Annotated in this window: 18 protein-coding genes; 5 read left to right on the forward strand and 13 right to left on the reverse strand. The window is 58.7% G+C overall.

The genetic code is table 11. The annotated features are described in order from the left end of the window. Window positions 1-47 precede the first annotated feature (47 nt). The 7 genes from atpE to mnmG form a co-directional block, all read right to left on the reverse strand. Window positions 48-296 carry a F0F1 ATP synthase subunit C gene (gene atpE / locus ACXAG1_RS08690; RefSeq protein ID WP_010131056.1) on the reverse strand — a complete coding sequence of 83 codons (249 nt, stop codon included), beginning with the start codon at window positions 294-296 and terminating at the stop codon, window positions 48-50. Window positions 297-404: 108 nt separating this feature from the next. Continuing rightward, window positions 405-1,346 carry a F0F1 ATP synthase subunit A gene (gene atpB, locus ACXAG1_RS08695; protein WP_475119497.1) on the reverse strand — a complete coding sequence of 314 codons (942 nt, stop codon included), beginning with the start codon at window positions 1,344-1,346 and terminating at the stop codon, window positions 405-407. Between the two features lie 119 nt (window positions 1,347-1,465). Next, entirely contained in the window at window positions 1,466-1,858 is a 393-nt protein-coding gene (locus tag ACXAG1_RS08700) for an ATP synthase subunit I (protein WP_475119498.1), read from the reverse strand. Between the two features lie 289 nt (window positions 1,859-2,147). Further along, on the reverse strand, window positions 2,148-3,056 hold the full coding sequence (locus ACXAG1_RS08705; protein WP_475119499.1) for a ParB/RepB/Spo0J family partition protein: 909 nt from the start codon (window positions 3,054-3,056) through the stop codon (window positions 2,148-2,150). Window positions 3,057-3,074: 18 nt separating this feature from the next. After that, window positions 3,075-3,896 (reverse strand): ParA family protein, encoded by an 822-nt coding sequence (locus tag ACXAG1_RS08710; protein WP_475119500.1) that lies wholly within the window; start codon window positions 3,894-3,896, stop codon window positions 3,075-3,077. Between the two features lie 177 nt (window positions 3,897-4,073). Beyond that, window positions 4,074-4,718: a 16S rRNA (guanine(527)-N(7))-methyltransferase RsmG gene (rsmG, locus tag ACXAG1_RS08715; protein WP_475119501.1), complete on the reverse strand. Its 645-nt coding sequence runs from the start codon at window positions 4,716-4,718 to the stop codon at window positions 4,074-4,076. A gap of 4 nt (window positions 4,719-4,722) precedes the next feature. Beyond that, window positions 4,723-6,612, reverse strand: a complete 1,890-nt coding sequence (gene mnmG / locus ACXAG1_RS08720; protein ID WP_475119625.1) for a tRNA uridine-5-carboxymethylaminomethyl(34) synthesis enzyme MnmG — start codon at window positions 6,610-6,612, stop codon at window positions 4,723-4,725. A gap of 656 nt (window positions 6,613-7,268) precedes the next feature. On the opposite strand from mnmG, the gene ACXAG1_RS08725 reads away from it, so the two are divergent. Then, entirely contained in the window at window positions 7,269-8,432 is a 1,164-nt protein-coding gene (locus ACXAG1_RS08725; protein ID WP_475119502.1) for an MFS transporter, read from the forward strand. A 20-nt stretch (window positions 8,433-8,452) separates the two neighbouring features. On the opposite strand, the gene mnmE is transcribed toward ACXAG1_RS08725, so the two are convergent. From mnmE to rpmH, 5 genes are all read right to left on the reverse strand, one after another. Beyond that, a complete protein-coding gene (mnmE, locus tag ACXAG1_RS08730; protein WP_475119503.1) occupies window positions 8,453-9,826 on the reverse strand; it encodes a tRNA uridine-5-carboxymethylaminomethyl(34) synthesis GTPase MnmE in 1,374 nt (457 codons plus the stop codon). Between the two features lie 126 nt (window positions 9,827-9,952). Further along, window positions 9,953-11,626 carry a membrane protein insertase YidC gene (yidC, locus tag ACXAG1_RS08735; protein WP_475119504.1) on the reverse strand — a complete coding sequence of 558 codons (1,674 nt, stop codon included), beginning with the start codon at window positions 11,624-11,626 and terminating at the stop codon, window positions 9,953-9,955. 7 nt (window positions 11,627-11,633) lie between these two features. Beyond that, the gene (gene yidD, locus ACXAG1_RS08740) at window positions 11,634-11,903 is read right to left on the reverse strand and encodes a membrane protein insertion efficiency factor YidD (RefSeq protein ID WP_475091314.1); all 270 of its coding nucleotides are present in this window, start codon (window positions 11,901-11,903) and stop codon (window positions 11,634-11,636) included. After that, the gene (gene rnpA, locus ACXAG1_RS08745; protein ID WP_475119505.1) at window positions 11,900-12,427 is read right to left on the reverse strand and encodes a ribonuclease P protein component; all 528 of its coding nucleotides are present in this window, start codon (window positions 12,425-12,427) and stop codon (window positions 11,900-11,902) included. Before rnpA ends, yidD begins: the two co-directional genes overlap by 4 nt. A gap of 44 nt (window positions 12,428-12,471) precedes the next feature. Beyond that, window positions 12,472-12,606 carry a 50S ribosomal protein L34 gene (rpmH, locus tag ACXAG1_RS08750; RefSeq protein WP_043319858.1) on the reverse strand — a complete coding sequence of 45 codons (135 nt, stop codon included), beginning with the start codon at window positions 12,604-12,606 and terminating at the stop codon, window positions 12,472-12,474. 666 nt (window positions 12,607-13,272) lie between these two features. Here rpmH and dnaA point away from each other — a divergent pair. From dnaA to gyrB, 4 genes are all read left to right on the forward strand, one after another. Continuing rightward, entirely contained in the window at window positions 13,273-14,997 is a 1,725-nt protein-coding gene (dnaA, locus tag ACXAG1_RS08755) for a chromosomal replication initiator protein DnaA (protein WP_475091316.1), read from the forward strand. Between the two features lie 88 nt (window positions 14,998-15,085). Beyond that, complete coding sequence (gene dnaN / locus ACXAG1_RS08760) at window positions 15,086-16,195, forward strand: DNA polymerase III subunit beta (RefSeq protein WP_475091317.1); 1,110 nt, start codon at window positions 15,086-15,088, stop codon at window positions 16,193-16,195. 177 nt (window positions 16,196-16,372) lie between these two features. Next, window positions 16,373-17,479 (forward strand): DNA replication/repair protein RecF, encoded by a 1,107-nt coding sequence (recF, locus tag ACXAG1_RS08765; RefSeq protein ID WP_475119506.1) that lies wholly within the window; start codon window positions 16,373-16,375, stop codon window positions 17,477-17,479. Between the two features lie 181 nt (window positions 17,480-17,660). Further along, on the forward strand, window positions 17,661-20,081 hold the full coding sequence (gene gyrB, locus ACXAG1_RS08770; protein ID WP_475119507.1) for a DNA topoisomerase (ATP-hydrolyzing) subunit B: 2,421 nt from the start codon (window positions 17,661-17,663) through the stop codon (window positions 20,079-20,081). Window positions 20,082-20,178: 97 nt separating this feature from the next. Here the strand turns inward: gyrB and ACXAG1_RS08775 are convergent, their stop codons facing one another. Beyond that, window positions 20,179-20,649 carry a GNAT family N-acetyltransferase gene (locus ACXAG1_RS08775; RefSeq protein ID WP_475119508.1) on the reverse strand — a complete coding sequence of 157 codons (471 nt, stop codon included), beginning with the start codon at window positions 20,647-20,649 and terminating at the stop codon, window positions 20,179-20,181. Window positions 20,650-20,657: the final 8 nt, after the last annotated feature.

Genomic DNA, 20,657 nt, shown 5'->3' on the forward strand with positions numbered 1-20,657 from the left:
CCTCTTGCTCTTTCAAAAATGGGTTAAAGGGCAATTGGAACGGGGAATTAACCAGCCAGACCAGGAGCTACCGCGAAAATCAGGTACATAGCGATACCAACACCGATCATCGGAACGGCGTCGAGCAGACCAGCCATCAGGAACATTTTGCCCTGCAGAGCCGGAGCCTGTTCAGGCTGACGTGCAGAACCTTCCAGCAGTTTGCCACCCAGGGTGCCGAAACCGATCGCAGTACCCAGTGCGCCCAGACCGATCAGCAGTGCAGCAGCTACGTAAACCAGACCTAATGCTTCCATTGTTTTCTCCAAAAGTAAGTTAAGAGTTGTTGAAGTTGAAAGTGAGTGAAAAAAGTCAGTAAACCGACAGAAACCTTTGCCCCCGGCCAGGCCGGGGGCAACACGACCTTAGTGGTCGTGCGCGTGTTCATCTTCCCGGTCGTGCGCCATGGCCATGTACACGGTGGTCAACACCATGAATACGAAGGCCTGCAGGGTAATCACCAGGATGTGGAAAATGGCCCAGCCCATCTGCAGCAGACCGGCGCCGATAAAGCCCAGAACACCAACACCGAAGACGATGGCGATCAGGATAAAGATCATCTCACCCGCGTAGAGGTTACCGAACAGACGCAGGCCGAGAGACACCGGCTTGGCGATCAGGGAAACCGCTTCCAGCAGGAAGTTGAACGGGATCAGGAAAATATCGATGTACCACTTGCCGGAGTGGAAGGGGTGCAGGGTCAGTTCTTTGACGAAGCCCATCAGGCCCTTTTCTTTCACGCTGAAGAAGATCATCAGCGCGAATACCGCCAGCGCCATACCGAGGGTGGCATTCAGGTCGGTAGTGGGAACGACTTTGAAGTACACGTGATGGGGATCCGCACCAGTAAGCGCGGACACGCCCTGGGCGAATGCCATCGGCAGCCAGTCGACCGGGATCAGGTCCATCAGGTTCATCAGGAATACCCACACGAAGATGGTCAGCGCCATTGGGGCAACCATGCTGTTGCGGTGGGGGAAGGTGTCTTTAACGGTTTTGTCGATGAAGTCGACAACCACTTCCACAAAGCTCTGGAAACCGGTGGGAACCCCGGCAGTGGCTTTCTTCGCGGCGCGCGCAAACAGGAAGCAGAAGATCAGACCGAGACCAATGGACCAACCGAGGGTGTCCAGGTGCACGGCCCAGAAGCCCATATCGGCGGCTTCCTGGCTGCTGTGCGCTATGGTCCAGGTGGATTCGGAGAGTACGGCTCCATCGGCACGGGTGTAGCCCGCGGGAAGTTTACCGTAAGTCAGATTTTGCAGGTGGTGCTGGATATAACCCGTCGCGGTTTGTTCGGCAGCCATAGTTCCTCAACACGTTTTAAGATAAAAAATCTGTTTCGCGGAACCTCTCGTCTGCGCGGCCGTCTATTTTCCGGCTCGCTTAATCAGCGCAGATCCAATCGGAGGTTCCCCGGCCCCTGCTACTTCGTTGCATGCAGTCGGGCCACGAGAATCCAGTGCAAAATCACGCACAAGCCGTAGCTGATAAACAGCACCGCGGGGTTCAGCGTTTTGACGCTGGCAAATACCACCGCAAACCCCACCAGGGTCATTACGAACTTGCCGGTTTCGGCGCGGTAGAAACTTCCCACTGCGCGCTGGCTTGCGCGCGCACCGCGAACCTTGCCGCGATTCGGTCCCAAAAGTTCAAAGGCGCGCAGGCCGAAATACAGATTGGGCAGCGCACACAGGGCGCCGCCGAGCAGGGCGGAGAGGGCAACCACACGTCCGATCGCGAATTCGAGTGCCAGTGCAGCGAGCAAAACGACTGCCAGCTGGATCAGCGAAATCTTTACTACCGGGGGATTACGCATAGGCGGGAACAGGCCGGCCAGAATTAATTCTCCGCCCAAATTTTGGGCGTGCGAATTATGTCTGAACCAGCCTGCCGGTTCAACTGGCAAATCTAGTCAGTTGGTATGGCGTTCGCGGTCTTTCGCCACAGGATAGCGCGATAGTGAGCACTCACTTTTCAGCGGGCAATGTAAGCGTCAGACACAAAAAATGCGCCAAAACATTGCACTATTTTGGCGCATTTTTTACGGAAACGTTGCAATAGTAACGGTTCCACGGGGGTTACAAGAGGGGGCAAGCCCGTGGGGATCAGTCTTCGCTGTACCCCATATGCGCGAGGATACCGTCCAGCTCGTCGAGGCTGGTGTATTTGAGCACCAGTTTGCCGGCACCTTTTTCACCGTGATCAATGGTCACCGGGACACCAATTTTTTCTGCCAGGCGCTCGGTGAGGCGGCGGATATTCGGGTCGACTTCCGGTTTTTTCGGTTTCGGCTTGCCCGCCTGCTCATGGATATTACGTACCAGCGCTTCGGTCTGGCGTACGGTGAGGCCGCGATCCACCACCTGGCGGGCGGCGGACTTCTGGCTTTCGCCGGCGAGGCCGAGCAGGGCCTTGGCATGGCCGGTCTCGATATCGCCGCGCTCGAGGAAGGTGCGCACCTCTTCGGTCAGGCTGAGCAGACGCAGCAGGTTGGTGACCGCGGTGCGGGATTTGCCTACCGCTTCCGCCACCTGCTGCTGGGTGAGTTCAAACTCGTCCTGCAGGCGCTTCAGCGCGATGGCCTCTTCCACCGGGTTCAGGTCTTCCCGCTGGATGTTCTCGATCAGCGCCATGGCGATGGCGGCCTCGTCGGACACTTCGCGGATCAGCGCGGGAACCTTGTCCAGCTCGGCAATCTGCGCGGCGCGCCAGCGGCGCTCACCGGCAATAATCTCGTACTTTCGCTCGCCAATGGGGCGCACCACGATGGGCTGCATAATGCCCTGGGCGCGGATGGAATCGGCGAGTTCTTGCAGAGATTCCTGCGGGAAGTCGCGGCGCGGCTGGTAGCGGCCGCGCTGCAGGTATTCGATGGGCAGCTCTTTGAGCTCGCCGTCGACGCGCTCGACAATGTCGCCGTTGCGCTCGCCGGTGGCCACGGCAATGGCTTCACTGGCGTTGTTACTGATCAGATGGGAAAGTCCTTTCCCGAGGCCCTTGCGTTTGCCGGCCATAAGTCTATTACCTCAGTCTTAAACCGCTTCCGCTACCGGGCGAGGTCCGCTGCTTTGATTGCTGTTGTTCTGTTTGGCCGCACTGTCGCGACGGGTGATCTCGCCGGCGAGTGCGAGATAGGCAATGGCGCCCTTGGAGCTGCGATCGTAATCCAGTGCCGGCTTGCCGAAACTGGGGGCTTCCGCAAGGCGCACGTTGCGCGGGATACAGGTGCGATACAGTCGCTCGCCAAAGTACTCGTTCAACTGCTCCGACACGTCGCCGGTGAGGCTGTTGCGCGGATCGTACATGGTGCGCAGTATGCCCTCGATTTTTAAGCTCGGGTTGGCCGCCTGTTGCACCTGGGTGATGGTGTCGATCAGGGAGGACAGCCCCTCCAGCGCGTAGTACTCGCACTGCATGGGAATCAGCACGCCGCTGGCGGCACACAGCGCATTCACCGTGAGCATATTCAGGGACGGCGGGCAGTCGATGATGATGTAGTCGTAATCGTCGCTGATCTGCTCGAGCGCCTGGCGCAGGCGCGACTCGCGCCCGTCCATTTCCAGCAGCTCGACTTCCGCGGCAGACAGGTCAATGTTTGCCGGCATCAGGTCGTAACCGCTGTCGGTGGGCACGATGGCCTTGCGCGGTGGCAGCAGGCTGGCCAGAACGTCGTAGCTGGACAGTTGCAGCTCGCTCTTGTCCACGCCGCTGCCCATGGTGGCGTTGCCCTGGGGGTCCAGGTCAATCAGCAGCACCCGTCGCTTGTTGGCGACGAGGGACGCAGAGAGGTTGACGCAGGTGGTGGTTTTACCGACTCCGCCTTTCTGGTTGGCTACCGCAAAAATCTTGCTCAAGGTTCTGATCCTGTTGTTCCCGGTGGCGCAGTTCCTCTGGCGGTCCGGGCTCGCCGCTAGGCCGGTTTCACCGGAAGATGCGGCAGCAAAAGCACACCCGCGAACATCGGCCCGGTGTGCTGGTATCGAATTCGTATGTTGTCGTCGATCCCGGTGAGGGGAAGGATGGCCGGAGGCTCAATCCTCACGCTGGAGGACGATCAGATGGCGCTCGGCGTCGCACCCGGGTACACGCAATGGGTGCAGCTGTTCGACCTTAATGCCTTTTGGCAATGCACTCAACTCATCTTCCGGGATCTTGCCTTTCATCGCATAGAATCGGCCGCCGGGCGCGAGTAAATGCTCACTACCGGACACCATATCCTGCAGCGAGGCAAACGCACGGGAAACCACACTGGCGTACAGGTTCTGCGGCCGATAGGCCTCGACCCGCTGGTTCACCACGTTGATATTGGCGAGCTTGAGCTGGCTGGCCACCTGGAACTGAAAGCGGGATTTCTTGCCGTTACTGTCCAGCAGGCTGACGGGGCGCTCGGGGTGGATGATCGCCAGGGGAATCCCCGGCAGGCCGCCGCCGGAGCCCACATCGATCAGCGGGGATTGATCCTCGGCACTGGTGCCGCACAGGTTCACCACACTCAGACTGTCGATGATGTGACGCTCGAGCATTTCCGCCGGATCGCGTACCGCGGACAGGTTGTACGCAGCGTTCCAGCGGGCAAACAGATCGAGATAGGCGAGCAGCTTGTCCTGCTGTGCATCGGTCAGATCCAGATCGAGCTGCGCGGCCGCCTGCTGCAGCCGGGTGCGAAACTGTTCCATGGCCTTAAACCGCCTTTTTGCGGTTCAGAAGACCACGTTTTTTCAGCTGGATCAGCAGCAGGGATACCGCCGCAGGCGTCACACCGGGCACGCGGCCGGCGCGGGCCAGGGTGTCCGGGCGCGCATCACTCAGTTTCTGGATCACCTCGTTGGAGAGGCCGGAAACGCCGGCGTAATCAAAATCCACCGGCAGCGGGGTGTCCTCGTAGGCCTGCAGACGCTCGATTTCGTCGCGCTGGCGGTCGATATAACCGGCGTACTTGGCGGAAATTTCTACCTGCTCCGCGACCCACTCATCGCTGACGGCTTCGCCGCTGAGATTGGCTACGTCTTCGTATTCCAGTTCCGGGCGCTTCAGCAGGTCCTGAAGGCTGTACTCCCGGGCCAGCGGCTGCGGCAGTTTCTGCTCGACGGTTTTCGCCGCATCGGTACCCGGCTGGATCCAGGTTTCCTTGAGGCGCTGTTGCTCGCGCTCGATGGCCTCGCGCTTTTCACAGAAGGCCTGCCAGCGCACATCGTCCACCAGGCCCAGCTCGCGGCCCTTCTCGGTCAGGCGCAGGTCGGCATTGTCTTCCCGCAGCAGCAGGCGGTATTCCGCGCGGCTGGTAAACATGCGGTAAGGCTCTTTGGTGCCGCTGGTGATCAGGTCGTCCACCAGTACGCCCAGGTAGGCCTCGTCGCGGCGCGGGGACCAGGCGTCTTTGTCGTGGGCCTGAAGGGCCGCATTGGCACCCGCCAGCAGCCCCTGGGCAGCGGCCTCCTCGTAGCCGGTGGTGCCATTGATCTGGCCGGCAAAATACAGCCCGCCGATAAATTTGGTTTCCAGCGACGGCAGCAAATCCCGCGGATCGAAAAAGTCGTATTCGATGGCGTAGCCCGGGCGGGTGATATGCGCGTTCTCGAAGCCCTTGATGGAACGCACCAGGTTCATCTGCACGTCGAACGGCAGACTGGTGGAGATGCCGTTGGGGTAGAGCTCGTTGGTGGTCAGGCCCTCGGGCTCGATAAAGATCTGGTGGCTGCTCTTGTCCGCAAAGCGGTGAACCTTGTCCTCGATGGACGGGCAGTAGCGCGGGCCAATGCCTTCGATCACCCCGGAATACATGGGCGAGCGATCCAGGCCGCCGTGAATAATCTCGTGGGTGCGTTCGTTGGTGTGGGTAATCCAGCAACACACCTGCTGCGGGTGCTGCTCGCGATTGCCGAGATACGACATGACCGGAAGCGGCTCGTCTCCCCACTGCTCCTCCAGGCCGGAGAAGTCCACGGAGCGCGCATCGATACGGGGCGGGGTACCGGTCTTCAGGCGCTCTACCCGGAACGGCAGCGAACGCAGGCGCTCGGCGAGGGCGATGGAAGGCGGATCCCCGGCGCGACCACCGGAATGGTTGTCGAGGCCGATATGAATGCGCCCGCCGAGGAAGGTGCCGGCAGTGATCACCACGGTTTTGCCGAGGAAACGCAGCCCCGCGTTGGTAACCACACCGCAAACGCGGTCATTTTCGACAATCAGGTCGTCCGCGGCCTGCTGGAAGATATCCAGACTGGGCTGGTTCTCGAGAATATTGCGAATCGCCGCCTTGTACAGGGCACGGTCGGCCTGGGCGCGGGTGGCGCGCACCGCGGGGCCCTTGCGCGCATTCAGCACCCGAAACTGGATACCACCGAGGTCGGTGGCGGTCGCCATGGCGCCGCCGAGTGCGTCGACCTCCTTCACCAGATGGCTCTTGCCGATGCCGCCGATGGCGGGATTACAGGACATTTGACCCAGGGTCTCGATGTTGTGGGTCAACAGCAGGGTACGACTCCCCATGCGCGCCGCCGCCAGGCACGCCTCGGTGCCAGCGTGTCCGCCGCCAATCACGATCACATCATATTGCGTGGGGTAGTCCATAGGATCCAGCTCTGGTGTCAGCTTGCCACTGACAAGGGTAATCAGGGAAAAATTCGGCCGCACATTATAGGGGTGTTGAGCTGTGCAAAAAAGCGGCATTTAGAAAATTCGTTTTTCGCTTTCTTATCTATACATAAATAAAGTTATACATACCTTACGTATAAGTACGTGTTTATGTTTGTTGTTGTTATATAGGGGGGGTGGTTTTATGTATATCGCTAAAAAACCTTTTAAAAACAAAGCCTTATGGGGATGATAACTACCCTGTAAACCCCTGCTTTTACAAGGGTAAAACTACGGTAGGGGCGTGTGGACGAGCGGGATAACTTTTCCGTTATTGATCATCCGGTCTAATTGTCCCCGTTTTCGTACCGGGTTAAGCAGGGGGTCATCCCGTGTTTTGTCCACAGCTGTGTTTTTGAGCGCCGTTAATTTTGCAACTGTGAATAAGTCTGTGGTTTTCCGGGATAAATTGCTGTGTAGCAAGGTTGGATAGGTGGTCGATCTGGATAACCTTGTGGATTGATGTGGGCAACTCTTGTGACTTGTATGGGGGGGAGCTGTGTTGAAGAATGCGCGCCCCCGTCACTCACCTCGATATTGGACCTCGTTTAGTGGTACAGAAGACCCAAACTCCCCCACAGACAGTCAACCCATTGCTGTTATACGCCGGCCTTGTGCTGATGGCGGCTTGCCTGCGCGCGCCGGTAACCGGGGTGGGGCCACTGATTGGAACTCTTCAGTCACAGCTGGCTCTGGATGCTTCTACGGCAGGGTTGCTGACCACGCTGCCGTTGCTGATGTTTAGCGCGGGGTCTCTGTGTGCGGCATCTATTGCCCGGCGTTGGGGCCTGACGGCGACGATCTTTTTAGCACTGGTGGCCATTTTCACCGGGGTCCTGCTGCGCTCCGCAGGCTCAGTCACCGCACTGTTCGCCGGCACTGCGGTAATAGGCGCGGGAATTGCGCTTGGGAATGTGTTGTTGCCGAGCCTGGTGAAAACGGATTTCCCGGAGAATGTCGCCCAGGCCACCAGTGTCAGCGGTATTTCCATGGGGACAGCGGGTGCGCTGGCATCGGTGTGCGCGGTGCCGCTGGCACTCTGGTTTGGGTGGCAAGCGGGGCTTCTGGCGGTGGCTATGCTGCCGTTGCTCGCCCTGGTTGTTTGGTCTCTGCGTGCTCAGCGGGTCGCAAGGGTTGCCAGCGCCACGGTGTCACCGGTGAGTGCACCGCTGGTGGAATACTCGTCGAAAGCATTGTGGCGCTCGTCCATCGCCTGGCAGATCACCCTGTATCTCGGGTTTAACTCGGTAATGTTCTATTCCATGGCGAGCTGGCTGCCGGCGATCTTGACGGATGCGGGTTTTACCGCGGTGGTGGCGGGGTCCCTGCATGGGGAAATGCAGTTGGCATCGGCCCTGCCGGGCCTTTTTCTGGGGCCGGTAATTGCGCGATTCAGCGATCAGCGCTTGATGGCCGCGGCAATGGCACTGTTGATGACGGCGGCATTGCTTGGCCTGCTTTTTCATCCGGCACTGGCTGCGCTGTGGGTGGCACTGTTCGGATTTGGTTCCAGTGGTTGTTTCCTGTTGGCCATCATGTTTATGGCATTTCGGACGGGCAGTGTGGCGCACGCGGCCAGCCTGTCCGGAATGGCGCAGTTTCTGGGGTATCTGCTCGCCGCCTGTGGCCCAACGATGAGTGGTGCCCTGCACGAACAGTGGCAAAGCTGGCAGGCGCCACTGGTGGTCGGTGTCGGTTTGACCTTGTTGATGGCCGTTTGCGGGGTACTGGCGGGGCGCAACCGCAAGATTCCGTAATTGCGGGCGCCGTGTAGCGGTTATTTTCCGATACAGAAGCTGCCGAAAATTTTGCCCAGTAGTTCGTCGGCGGTCATGGTGCCGGTGATTTCTCCCAGTGCCTGCTGTGCCTGACGCAGGTCCTCCGCCAACAGCTCGCCGGCGCCAGCGGCACTCAGTTGAGCCTGACCTTCCACGATAAAACTGCGCGCCCGTGCCAGCGCATCCAGGTGGCGACGGCGGGCACTAAAGGTCCCTTCGTTTCCTGCGCGATACCCCATGCACTGTTTCAGGTGCTGCTGCAGGGCCTCGATACCGGCACCGGTGCGGGCGCTGATGGCGACGATGGGTACGCCGTCGCTGTGTGCCTGCAGGCCGGGGGTGTAATCGGTGAGATCAATTTTGTTTACTACCAAAGTAAGCTTTTCCAGGTCCGGCAGTTGCGCGGTGAAATCCGGCCAGGCTTTGTCGGGATCCAGGCTGCTCAGTTCGGCAGCGTCCACCACCAGCAACACCCGGTCCGCACTGCGAATTTCATCCCAGGCACGCTGCATACCAATCTGTTCCACCTGATCCGGGGATTCCCGCAACCCGGCGGTGTCTGCAATGTGCAGGGGCATGCCGTCGATATGGATATGTTCCCGCAGTACGTCCCGGGTGGTACCGGCAATATCGGTGACGATTGCGGTGTCTTTACCCGCCAGTGCATTCAGCAGGCTGGACTTGCCCGCGTTGGGTTTGCCGGCAATGGCCACCTGCATACCCTCCCGCATGATGGTGCCCTGGCGTGCCTGTGCCTCCACGCGGTCCAGTTGCGCGAGTAGCGCCTCGATATCCGCTGCGACCTTGCCGTCTGCGAGAAAATCGATTTCTTCTTCCGGAAAATCGATCGATGCTTCGACATATATGCGTAAATGAGTTAAGTGTGTGGCTAACTCTTCGATTTTTTCGGAGAAAACACCCTGCAGCGAACGCAGGGCATTCTGCGCCGCCTGGGCGCTACCGGCGTCAATCAGGTCCGCAATGGCCTCCGCCTGCGCTAAATCCAACTTGTCGTTGAGGAAAGCGCGCTCGGAAAATTCCCCCGGGCGCGCCTGCCGCGCGCCCAGTTCCAGCAGTGCGGACATCAGCGTATCCAGAATCACCGGTCCGCCATGTCCCTGCAGTTCCACCACGTCTTCGCCGGTAAACGAGTTGGGGCCGGGGAAGAAGAGGGCGAGGCCCTGATCCAGCAGTTGCTCCCGGTGGATGAAATCGCAGTAGTGTGCAAAGCGGGGCTTGAAGGGGCGGTTGCTCAGCTGTTCACCAATGTTTTTTGCCCTCGGGCCGGAGAGGCGAATCACGCCAATGCCGCCACGTCCGGGAGGGGTGGCGACGGCGGCGATGGTGTCTTTGCTGAGGCTTTGCTGGGACATACGTTTGAGTCTATGCGCGCTTGGGAGTTTTAGTGCACCTGGTTTTAGTGCACATAGTAGAAGGGCCGCTAGTTGCGGCCCTTTCTATATGGAATGTAACTGCTGGCAGTTATTTACTGGTGCCTGTTACTTGCTGGTGGCCCCTGCCGCCTCAACCTGCTTGTTGATAAACCAGGTCTGGGCGATGGAGATCAGGTTGTTCGCGATCCAGTACAGTACCAGGCCAGCCGGGAACCACAGGAAGAAGAAAGTCATCATGATCGGCATCAGCTGCATGATCTTCGCCTGGGTTGGATCCGTGGGTTGCGGCTGCAGTTTCTGCATCAGCCACATGGAGGCGCCCATGATAACCGGCAGGATAAAGTAGGGATCCTTCACCGACAGATCGTGAATCCACAAAATCCACGGTGCGTGGCGCAGCTCCACCGTCTCCATCAGCATCCAGTAGAGACCGATAAACACCGGCATCTGCAGCAGAATGGGCAGACAGCCACCCACCGGATTGATCTTCTCCCGGCGGTACAGCTTCATGGTCTCTTCCGCCAGTTTCTGGCGGTTGTCCTTGTACTGCTCCTGCAGTTTCTTCATCTGCGGCGCAAACTTGCGCATGCGCGCCATGGACTTCAGGCCGGCGGCGGATAGCGGGTACAGCAGCGCCTTGATAAATACCGTCAGCAGAATGATGGACCAGCCCCAGTTGGCGATCAGGTGCTCGTGAATCCAGTGCAGCACGCGGAACATCGGCTTGGCCAGCCACCACAGCCAACCGTAATCCACGGTCAGATCCAGGTAGGGGGAAATCTCTTCCAGGCGATAGACATCTTTCGGGCCCACATAGAAAGAAGCTTCGACGCTGCCGTTCTGGCCCGGATCAATGCGTAGGGGCGGGCTGCTGAAGCCCATGCTGTACAGGCCGTTGCCGATGGGTTGCAGTTTGTAGGTGTTCTGAAGCTGTTGGTCCGGCACCCAGGCACTCAGGAAGTAGTGCTGCACCATGGCTACCCAGCCGCCCTCGATGGTTTCGGTGGTGGGCTTTTTGGTGATGTCTTCAAAGTCCTGCTTGAAGTAGTTTTCTTCGTTGGTGTGCAGGGCCGCACCCAGGAACGGGGACATGCCGATGCCCATATCCACCGGCGGCTCCAGGCTGTCGCGCACGATTTCGCCGCACATGCCAGCGAGCAATGGTTTGTCGCGACCGTTATCCACCAGGTAGGAGACTTTCACCAGGTAGTCGCCACGGGTAAAGGTGAAGCGCTTGGTAAATCCGATATCACCCTGAGACTGTTTCAGGTCAACGGTGAGAACGTCTTTGCCTTCCTGCAGGGCGTATTCACTGGCGTCACTGGTGAATACCGGGCGGCCGGCGGAGCAGTTGCCTTTGCCGCCGACCAGACCGCTCTTGGCCACATAGGTGTGGCTGCGGGTCTGGTTCAGCAGAATTAGAGGTCGGTCCGGGGTGTCAATTTGTTCGTAAAACTCGCGCAGTGCGACTTTCACAATGTCGCCGCCGTGGGGGTCGATCAACAGGCTCAGGGTGTCCGTGTTGACGGTGATCAGCTTTGGCTGGTCACTGGTGCCCACTTCCGGCATGGCGCCTTCGGGCAGTTCGCTGCCGGCACCGCGGGTGCTCGACTGGGCCTGGCTGCTGGGTAGGGTTTCCGTATCGGCGCTCTGGTGATGCACCACGGTTTTCTGGTCAATGGCGGGGGCGTGTTGCTCTTCGTAAGCATTCCATTGATAAATCAATGCCAGAAGGACCGCGGCGATGCCGCCGACCAGCGTGTAGCGTTGCCAATCCATTATGTCGTTAGCCTTGTTGCTTGGGCGGCGCCTCGACGGTCGCCGGTGATTCGGGTGCTTGCGCCGCGGGTGGGACATGGTCGAGCCCCCCCGGGTGCCAGGGGTGGCATTTTATAAGGCGACGCAGGGTTAAATAACCCCCTTTGCAGAATCCGTGTGTGTTTAATGCTTCTTCAGCATAACGGGAGCAGGTGGGGTAGAAACGGCACTGGTTGCCGACCCAGGGGCTGGCAATCAGCCGGTAAAGGTGGATCAGCTTGATGGCCAGCCAGGTCACTGGTCACTGCCCGCGGGTTTTGATGCTTTTTGTGGCGGTGTTTTCGCCGAGGTTTGGCTAGAGGACTGTTTTGGTCCGTGCCGTTTGCCGCCCGGTTTACGCCGCTGTGGTTTGCTGCGGCCGCGGTTTTGACCGCTATTCTGCTGGGGCTGGGGGTCCCGTGCGCGCTGGTCGAGCTTGCGCCACAGTTTGTTGAAAATCTTGCCCAGCGCTTCATTGTCCAGCTCGCCGGCTCCCCCACGGGCGAGGACTACCGCATCCAGCGGAAACAGTTCGTGCTGACGCAGACGGAAGGTTTCCCGGGCAATGCGTTTGATGCGATTGCGGTCGGTGGCGTTGCGGACGTGCTTTTTGGCAATAACGAGGCCGAGCCTGGGATGCTGCAGCTCGTTGGGGCGGGCGAGGATCAGGAATTGGGGTTGCGCGGCACGAACCGGCGCAGAATCAAAAACGGCGCGATACTGCGCCGCATTGAGCAGCCGCAGCGGCTTGGCGAATGCGAAGTCGCTGCGTGGGCACTGCATAGTGATTCAGTGGCAAGTATAAGGTTGCTCGCTAGGCGGCAATCTTAGGCGCACAGAACCTTGCGGCCTTTGGCGCGGCGACGAGCCAGAATCTTACGGCCGTTTTTGGTGGCCATACGGGCACGGAAACCGTGGGTGCGAGCGCGCTTCAAGTTGCTTGGCTGAAATGTACGTTTCATCGTATTACTACCTGGATTGTTGTCCTGGAGTTGTGTCCGGGAAGTTTGGGTAATTCTTTACCGCGTTTGGCATTAGCCCGTTAGCGGCTTGCCCTTCCTGTCGGCGTGGGCGAACTTCGGAGCGGGCTATGCACTGCGAAGGCGGCGGATTGTATAGAAAGAAGCCAGTCAAAGCAACGATCGGGTAGTGATTATTGGTTGAGCAATTGCTCTGGGTTCATCGGCGGTTGCCTGGCTGCGCGTCGGGTTCTTGTTTCCTTATATAGAGTCTGGAAATCGACGTGTGCGCCCGCGCTCGTCTAACGCGGGACACGCGATTGGGGTGGATTTTGGCGCAAAAATGCTAAGTGATTGTATTGCAGGCAATATTCGTGGGAGTACACCGGTTGGTCCCATGATATTCACAGGTTGGTGTGGATAACTTTCCCTGCACGGGTAGGTCTGCTCGCTCACTTAGTGGTCAAGTGTTTGATATTTCAAGGCTTTCCCGCGGAAAACTTGTCCCCAATTTGAGGTGAATTGTGGATAACCCCTGGTCTAACAGATATACTGTCGCCCTTCTTTTGAGGTGATGCCCGGCGTTTTTTGGGGGCGGTCCACAGTATGCGGTTGGGCCGGTGTTTTCCGGGCGCAGTTACACCTCTTTCCGTCTTTTTAGGGGGTTCCTTGTCTGATTCCGTCTGGAAGCAGTGTGCTGCCTGTTTACAGGATGAGCTGCCACCGCAGCAATTCAGCACCTGGATTCGGCCGCTTCGCGTCAGTGATGACAGCTCCGAAGGGGAGTTGCGCCTGGTTGCGCCCAACCGTTTTATCCTCAACTGGGTGAGTGACAAGTTTCTCGATCGGATTCGCGAGCTGGTTCAGCAGTTTGCCGGCCGCTCCGTGCCGGTCGAAGTTGTTGCGCTGGATCGGCGCACCTCCCGTTTTCGTCGCAGCCTGAATGGCGATGCGACTTATGGCGGGCCGCCGCAAGGTGGCCATGGTCAGTCCACTGGATTTGGGGGTTACTCCCGTGCACCCGAAGGTGCTGGTCATTCCGTTTCGGGCAGTGCCGGCGGGATGGCGGCGCCGGGCTACGGCGCCGCTACCGCGGCGGTTACCGGGGGAAGTCCCGGCCGTCGCGCCACCGTGCACGAGCGGTCTGTCCCGGTTGCGCCGCCGGTACAGCCGCCCCAGTCGGTTCCTGTGAACCGCAGCCTGCCCGGCATGGAGGCTCACAGTAATCTGGCGGCGGAAGAGGCCGGGGCCGATGCGCTGACCGCGGCGGAGAAGCTGCCCGCGGACCTGCATGGCGGTGATGCGGCAGTGCCGCCGGTGCCGGTTAACGGCACGGGTCAGCGCAAGGTTGAGGTTGAGGGTGCCATCAAGCACGGCAGCGCGTTGAACCGCGGGTTCACCTTCGCGTCCTTCGTGGAGGGTAAGTCGAACCAGTTGGGCCTCGCCGCGGCGCAGCAGATCGCGGATAACCCCGGTGGCGCCTATAACCCGCTGTTTATATATGGCGGGGTCGGCTTGGGTAAGACCCACTTGATGCACGCCGTGGGCAATGCTCTGGTGGAGCGCAACCCCAACGCCAAGGTGGTGTATCTGCATTCTGAGCGATTTGTTGCGGATATGGTGAAGGCACTGCAGCTTAACGCCATCAGTGATTTCAAACGCTATTACCGTTCCGTCGACGCACTACTGATCGATGACATTCAGTTTTTCGCCGGTAAAGAGCGCTCCCAGGAAGAATTTTTTCATACTTTCAACGCGTTGTTGGAAGGCGGGCAGCAAATCATTCTTACCTGCGATCGTTACCCCAAGGAAATCGACGGCCTTGAAGAGCGCCTCAAGTCGCGTTTCGGTTGGGGTCTTACGGTGGCGGTTGAGCCGCCGGAGCTGGAAACGCGTGTGGCCATTTTGATGAAAAAGGCCGAACAGGTGGGTGTGGATTTGCCTCACGATTCGGCGTTTTTTATCGCTCAGCGCATTCGCTCGAACGTTCGCGAACTGGAAGGTGCGCTGCGGCGGGTAATTGCGAATGCCCAGTTCACCGGCCGCGCGATTGACGATATTCTGGTGCGTGAGGCGCTGAAAGACCTGCTGGCGTTGCAGGATCGGTTGGTAAGTATCGACAATATTCAGCGCGTGGTAGCGGAGTATTACAAGATCAAGGTGGCGGATCTGCTGTCGAAGCGTCGCAGTCGATCGGTCGCGCGCCCGCGCCAGGTGGCAATGTCGCTGGCGAAAGAGCTGACCAACCACAGCCTGCCGGAAATCGGCGACGCTTTTGGTGGGCGCGATCACACGACGGTGTTGCACGCCTGCCGCAAGATCAAGGAGCTGCAGGAGTCCGACGGCGATATTCGCGAGGATGTGCGCCTGCTTACCCGCTCTCTGACCACTTAAGTTATTGATATTTATTGAATTTTCGCGGCTGTATGGTTCGCAGTCGCGTAACAACAAGAACGACCTAACGTAGATCAAGGCGATATTTATGAAATTCAGCGTAAGCCGTGATGCCCTGGTAAAGCCCTTGCAGCTGGTGGCTGGCGTGGTAGAAAAGCGCCAGACCCTGCCCGTATTGGCCAACGTGCTGATGCAACTGCAGGGGCAGGAGCTCTCGCTGACCGGTACCGATCTGGAAGTTGAAATTGTTGGCCGCCTGCAGCTGGATCAGCCGGCGGAACTTGAGGGTGAGGTCACCGTTCCCGCGCGCAAGTTGCTGGATATCTGCCGCTCCCTGCCAGATGGTTCCGAGCTGAAGTTTGAGCGCGATGGTGAGCGCCTGGTATTGCGCAGTGGTCGCAGCCGCTATCAGTTGTCTACGCTGCCGGCCAGTGACTTCCCTAATCAGGAAGAAACCACTGCACAGAGCCGCTTCTCTATCTCGCAGCGCGAAATTCGCCGCCTTATTGATGCCACCGGTTTTGCCATGGCGCAGCAGGACGTGCGTTACTACCTGAATGGCCTTTTGCTGGAGTGCCGTCCGCAACAGCTGCGTGCGGTGGCGACCGACGGTCACCGCCTGGCGCTGTGTGATCGCGATGCGCCCGGACTGAATGTCGATTCCCCTGTGCAGGCGATTGTGCCGCGCAAGGGCGTTCTCGAACTGGCGCGTCTGCTCGAAGACAGCGATGCAAGCGCCGACGTCGTGCTCGGGAATAACCATATTCGCGTGGTATGCGGCCCCTTCACGTTCACGTCCAAGTTGGTGGATGGCAAGTTCCCGGATTACGAGCGGGTACTGCCTCGGGGTACCGGTAATGAAGTCTTTGCCGATCGTCTTGCCCTGCGGCAGGCGTTCCAGCGCGCTGCGATTCTCTCCAATGAAAAGTATCGCGGTGTGCGCCTGCAGTTGTCCGAGGGGTTGTTGCAGATTGTTGCCAATAACCCTGAGCAGGAAGAAGCGGAAGAGCAGCTTATGGTGGATTACCACGGTGATCCGCTGGAGATCGGCTTTAATGTCGGCTACCTGCTTGATGTCACCGGTGCCATTCACAGCGATCAGATTCGGATCGGTCTGGGTGACGCAAATAGCAGCGCGCTTTTACAGCAGCCCGAGCAGGGCGATGCGGTATATGTGATTATGCCGATGCGCCTCTGATTGTAGATCGAGGCACAGAAAACCATCGCGAGTGCTTAGATTGATCCCGCAACCTGGACCACAGAACAAGACCGCCTTCCATTTTGGTTGGCGGTCTTTTCGTATTTGCCCGGGATTACCGGCCCTGAAAAAGAGAGTAGAGGAATCGGCTGCCGGTATATCAGTGAGGTGTTTCCGGTGGCACTGAGTCGTCTGGTTCTTAACAATTTCCGGAATATTCGGCAGGGCGACCTTGCCATTGACGGCTGTGTCAGCCTGTTTTGCGGCTTGAACGGCAGTGGTAAGACCTCGTTGCTCGAGGCAGTGCATATGCTGGCCAGCGGGCGTTCTTTTCGTTCCCGGCAGAGCCAGACGGTTATCCGCTACGGCGAAGAGTCGCTGGCGGTATTCGGTCGCCTGGCAGGGGGGGTATCGCTCGGTGTAGAGAAGCGTCGCGATGGTCAAAGCCGGATACGGATTAATCGGGTTGCCGCTGACACCAGTTCTCAGCTGGCGGCGTGTCTGCCGTTGCAGGTTATCAATAGTGAAAGTTTTTCCGCGCTGGACGGTGGTCCGGGTGTTCGTCGTCAGCTCCTGGACTGGTCAGTGTTCCACGTGGAACATTCGTTTTCCACGCACTGGAAGGTGTATCAAAGCGCGTTAAAGCAACGCAATGCACTGCTTCGTCGTGGTAAAATTGACTCCAATTTGCTTGCTCCTTGGGAGCAGCAGCTGCTACAGAGTGGCGAAGTGGTAGATGAACTCCGGCGCGGCGTATTCGAGAGACTGAAAGTCCTTTTTCACCAGCGGCTCGGGGATCTACCAGGAGATGTCTTTGGAGATCTTCAACTTGGATATCGGAGCGGCTGGAAGAAGGATCTGGCGTTCGGAGATGCATTCGAAGCGGCTCGGGAAGGCGATATAGAGCAGGGGTTTAGCCGCGTTGGACCACACAGGGCCGACTTGAGGTTTGCCATTCACGGTCAGCCCGCTCACGTGGTCCTTTCTCGAGGTCAGCAGAAAATGGCCGTTTGCGCGCTGCGAACAGCCATGGCATCGGTGGTCGGAGGCGATGATAAACCGGTCTTTCTGGTAGATGACTTGCCATCTGAGCTCGATCAGGACAATCAGGCATTGTTTGCCCGCTGGGTAAGTGATTGTGCCAGCCAGGTGCTGGTTACGGGGATTGAGCCCAGTGTGACCGCTCAGCCGTGGCTGGCGCTGCCGGGTGAATGGGGGCGGCCGAAAATGTTCCACGTGGAACATGGGGTGGTAAGCGCTGCTGAGGCGCCAGGCGATCGCTAGGAGATAGCTACAAGTCTGAAGCGTATTTCTCCCCGGACGAGGGGGAAACAAACAAACCAAACAGCAATGGATTGGTGGTTGGGAAGCGAGCCGGCAGTATTAGCGCCCGGCGCGCAACAAATTACCGGAATACTGAACACAGCAGGCCAGGCAATGGTGCCGGCGCGAATGGAGCAACAGAATGTCGCAAGAGAATAACTACGATTCCAGTAGCATCAAGGTACTCAAAGGCCTGGATGCGGTGCGAAAGCGCCCGGGAATGTATATCGGCGATACCGATGATGGCACCGGCCTCCACCATATGGTGTTCGAAGTGGTGGACAACTCCATCGACGAAGCCCTGGCAGGACACTGCGACGAAATTCGGGTAACCATTCATCCCGATGAATCTGTCAGCGTGTCCGATAATGGCCGCGGAATTCCAACAGAAATGCACCCGGAGGAGGGTGTTTCCGCCGCAGAGGTCATCATGACCGTGCTCCACGCCGGCGGTAAGTTCGACGACAACACCTACAAGGTGTCGGGCGGCCTCCACGGAGTGGGGGTCTCTGTAGTGAACGCCTTGTCTGAAGAGTTGAAACTGACCATCCGTCGCGGTGGCAAGATTCACGAGCAGGTATATCGCCACGGCGTGCCTGATGCACCGCTGAGCGTGGTAGGTGACAGTGAAACGACCGGTACCGCGGTTCACTTCAAGCCTTCTGCGGATACCTTTACCAATATCGAGTTCCATTTCGAGCAGCTGGCCAAGCGTCTGCGTGAGCTGTCCTTCCTCAACTCCGGTGTACGGATCGTGCTGCGTGATGAGCGCTCTGGTAAGGAGGAAATCTACGAATACGAAGGCGGTCTGCGCGCGTTTGTGGAGTTTCTGAACCAGAACAAGACGCCGATCAACAAGGTGCTGCACTTCCAAAACCAGCGTGAAGACGGCATCGCGGTCGAAGTGGCGCTGCAGTGGAACGATTCCTTCCAGGAAAACATTTACTGTTACACCAACAATATCCCGCAGCGGGACGGTGGTACCCACCTGGCGGGCTTCCGCGCCGCGCTGACCCGCGGCCTGAATAACTACATCGAAAAAGAAGGTGTGGGCAAGAAGGACAAGGTCAGCACCACCGGTGACGACGCCCGCGAAGGTCTGACGGCGATCATTTCCGTGAAAGTACCGGACCCGAAATTCTCCTCCCAGACCAAGGACAAGCTGGTTTCCTCCGAGGTAAAGCCCGCGGTTGAGCAGGAAATGGGACTGTCATTTAACGACTACCTGCTGGAAAACCCACAGGAAGCCAAGGCTGTTGTGGGAAAAATGATCGATGCCGCCCGCGCTCGTGAGGCGGCGCGCAAGGCCCGTGAGATGACCCGCCGCAAGGGTGCTCTGGATATTGCCGGCCTGCCCGGCAAGCTCGCCGACTGTCAGCAGAAAGACCCGGCGCTGTCTGAACTGTATCTGGTGGAGGGTGACTCCGCCGGCGGATCCGCGAAGCAGGGCCGCGATCGCCGCACCCAGGCGATCCTGCCACTGAAGGGCAAGATCCTGAACGTGGAGAAGGCGCGTTTCGACAAAATGCTCTCGAGCGCGGAAGTGGGCACCCTGATTACCGCTTTGGGCTGTGGTATCGGCAAGAGCGAATTCAACCCGGACAAGCTGCGTTATCACTCCATCATCATCATGACGGATGCCGACGTCGATGGTGCGCACATCCGCACCCTGCTGCTGACCTTCTTCTTCCGTCAGATGCCGGAGCTGATCGAGCGCGGCCACATATTTATCGCCCAGCCACCACTGTACAAGATCGGCAAGGGTAAGCAGGAACAGTATCTGAAGGATGAGGCTGCGCTGACCCAGTTCCTTACCAACGCGGCTCTGGAAAGCGCCACACTGTTTGTGAACCCGGAGGCTCCGGGACTGTCCGGTACCGCCCTGGAGTCCCTGGTGAAGGAATACCGCGCCGTTATGGCCACCATTGACCGACTGTCACGCCTGTACCCGCAAGAGGTGCTGCAGAGCATGGTTTACCTGCCGAGTGTAAAAGCGGAAGACCTGCAGTCCAGCGAAGCCATGAATCAGTGGGGAGAAAAACTGCAGGCACGACTGGAGCAGGAAGGCGAGGGAGGCGGCCGTCGGCACAGTGTTTCCGTCACTGAAGACAGCGAGCGCAACCTGTACCTGCCCACTATCGATATCGTGGCCCACGGCGTCAGCAGCCGCTATACCGTGAGCCACGAATTCTTCGACTCCGCCGAGTACCGCGCTATCTGTCAGCTGGGTGAAAAGATGCAGGACCTGCTGGAAGAGGGCGCTTATATCCAGCGCGGCGAAAAGCAGCAGCCGGTATACAGCTTCCCCGAAGCGCTGGGCTGGCTGATGAACGAAAGCCGTCGCGGTTACAGCATCCAGCGTTATAAAGGTCTGGGGGAGATGAACCCGGAGCAGTTGTGGGATACCACCATGAACCCGGAAACCCGTCGCATGCTGCAGGTGACCGTGGAAGACGCCATTGCCGCGGACCAGATCTTTACCACCCTCATGGGAGATCAGGTAGAACCTCGTCGCGAGTTTATCGAGAGCAATGCTCTGGCCGTCGAGAACCTCGACGTCTGAGTTGTCCTTGTGCCGCACAATCCGGCACAAGACCAATGCACAAAAGCCCGGTCGATAGTATCGACCGGGCTTTTTTTACGGCGCGATAACGGCAGCGCTACGCAACCCGACAGTGCATGGTAATTTCGTCCTGGTTCGCCGCCGCGTTGAAGACCCTTTCCGCCTCGCTGAAGCCATGCTGCTGCAAGAAATAGCGGCCGCGCAGATTTTCTTCCAGAACCGAAGTCTCGAGCTGTAAACGCCCGAATTTTGCCTGAGCCATTAGCTCGCTGCCTACCCCGTGCCCCTGTTCCCCGGGCGAGACGAAAATCGTGTCCACCTGTCGATTTTCGGTAATCGTTACCAAACCCTCCGGTATTCTGCTGTCCTCCCGGGTATAAACCCAGTGATTACTGGACGCCAGGTCTGGTGCTGTGCCAAACCGGCACTGCTCCCGAAGCCGCCGGCGCATTGCCTTTCCCTGATCGGTCCAGTAACTCACCGGCAGGCTCGGGTGACTGCTACAGGCCAGGTGCAGCCAGAGCTGCAGTAGGCGCTCGATATCCGATTCCTGTATCGGTCTCAGCATAGAGGCTC

It is taken from the genome of Microbulbifer sp. ABE4_465, from assembly GCF_056160765.1.

What these genes read in the sequence shown, in the direction of transcription:
- gyrB (WP_475119507.1), top strand. Translation starts at nt 17,661, where the DNA reads ATGTCGCAAGAGAATAACTACGATTCCAGTAGCATCAAGGTACTCAAA.
- rpmH (WP_043319858.1), bottom strand. Translation starts at nt 12,606, where the DNA reads ATGAAACGTACATTTCAGCCAAGCAACTTGAAGCGCGCTCGCACCCAC.
- mnmE (WP_475119503.1), bottom strand. Translation starts at nt 9,826, where the DNA reads ATGTCCCAGCAAAGCCTCAGCAAAGACACCATCGCCGCCGTCGCCACC.
- atpE (WP_010131056.1), bottom strand. Translation starts at nt 296, where the DNA reads ATGGAAGCATTAGGTCTGGTTTACGTAGCTGCTGCACTGCTGATCGGT.
- mnmG (WP_475119625.1), bottom strand. Translation starts at nt 6,612, where the DNA reads ATGGACTACCCCACGCAATATGATGTGATCGTGATTGGCGGCGGACAC.
- ACXAG1_RS08700 (WP_475119498.1), bottom strand. Translation starts at nt 1,858, where the DNA reads ATGCGTAATCCCCCGGTAGTAAAGATTTCGCTGATCCAGCTGGCAGTC.
- ACXAG1_RS08705 (WP_475119499.1), bottom strand. Translation starts at nt 3,056, where the DNA reads ATGGCCGGCAAACGCAAGGGCCTCGGGAAAGGACTTTCCCATCTGATC.
- yidC (WP_475119504.1), bottom strand. Translation starts at nt 11,626, where the DNA reads ATGGATTGGCAACGCTACACGCTGGTCGGCGGCATCGCCGCGGTCCTT.
- rsmG (WP_475119501.1), bottom strand. Translation starts at nt 4,718, where the DNA reads ATGGAACAGTTTCGCACCCGGCTGCAGCAGGCGGCCGCGCAGCTCGAT.
- dnaN (WP_475091317.1), top strand. Translation starts at nt 15,086, where the DNA reads ATGAAATTCAGCGTAAGCCGTGATGCCCTGGTAAAGCCCTTGCAGCTG.
- rnpA (WP_475119505.1), bottom strand. Translation starts at nt 12,427, where the DNA reads ATGCAGTGCCCACGCAGCGACTTCGCATTCGCCAAGCCGCTGCGGCTG.
- atpB (WP_475119497.1), bottom strand. Translation starts at nt 1,346, where the DNA reads ATGGCTGCCGAACAAACCGCGACGGGTTATATCCAGCACCACCTGCAA.
- ACXAG1_RS08775 (WP_475119508.1), bottom strand. Translation starts at nt 20,649, where the DNA reads ATGCTGAGACCGATACAGGAATCGGATATCGAGCGCCTACTGCAGCTC.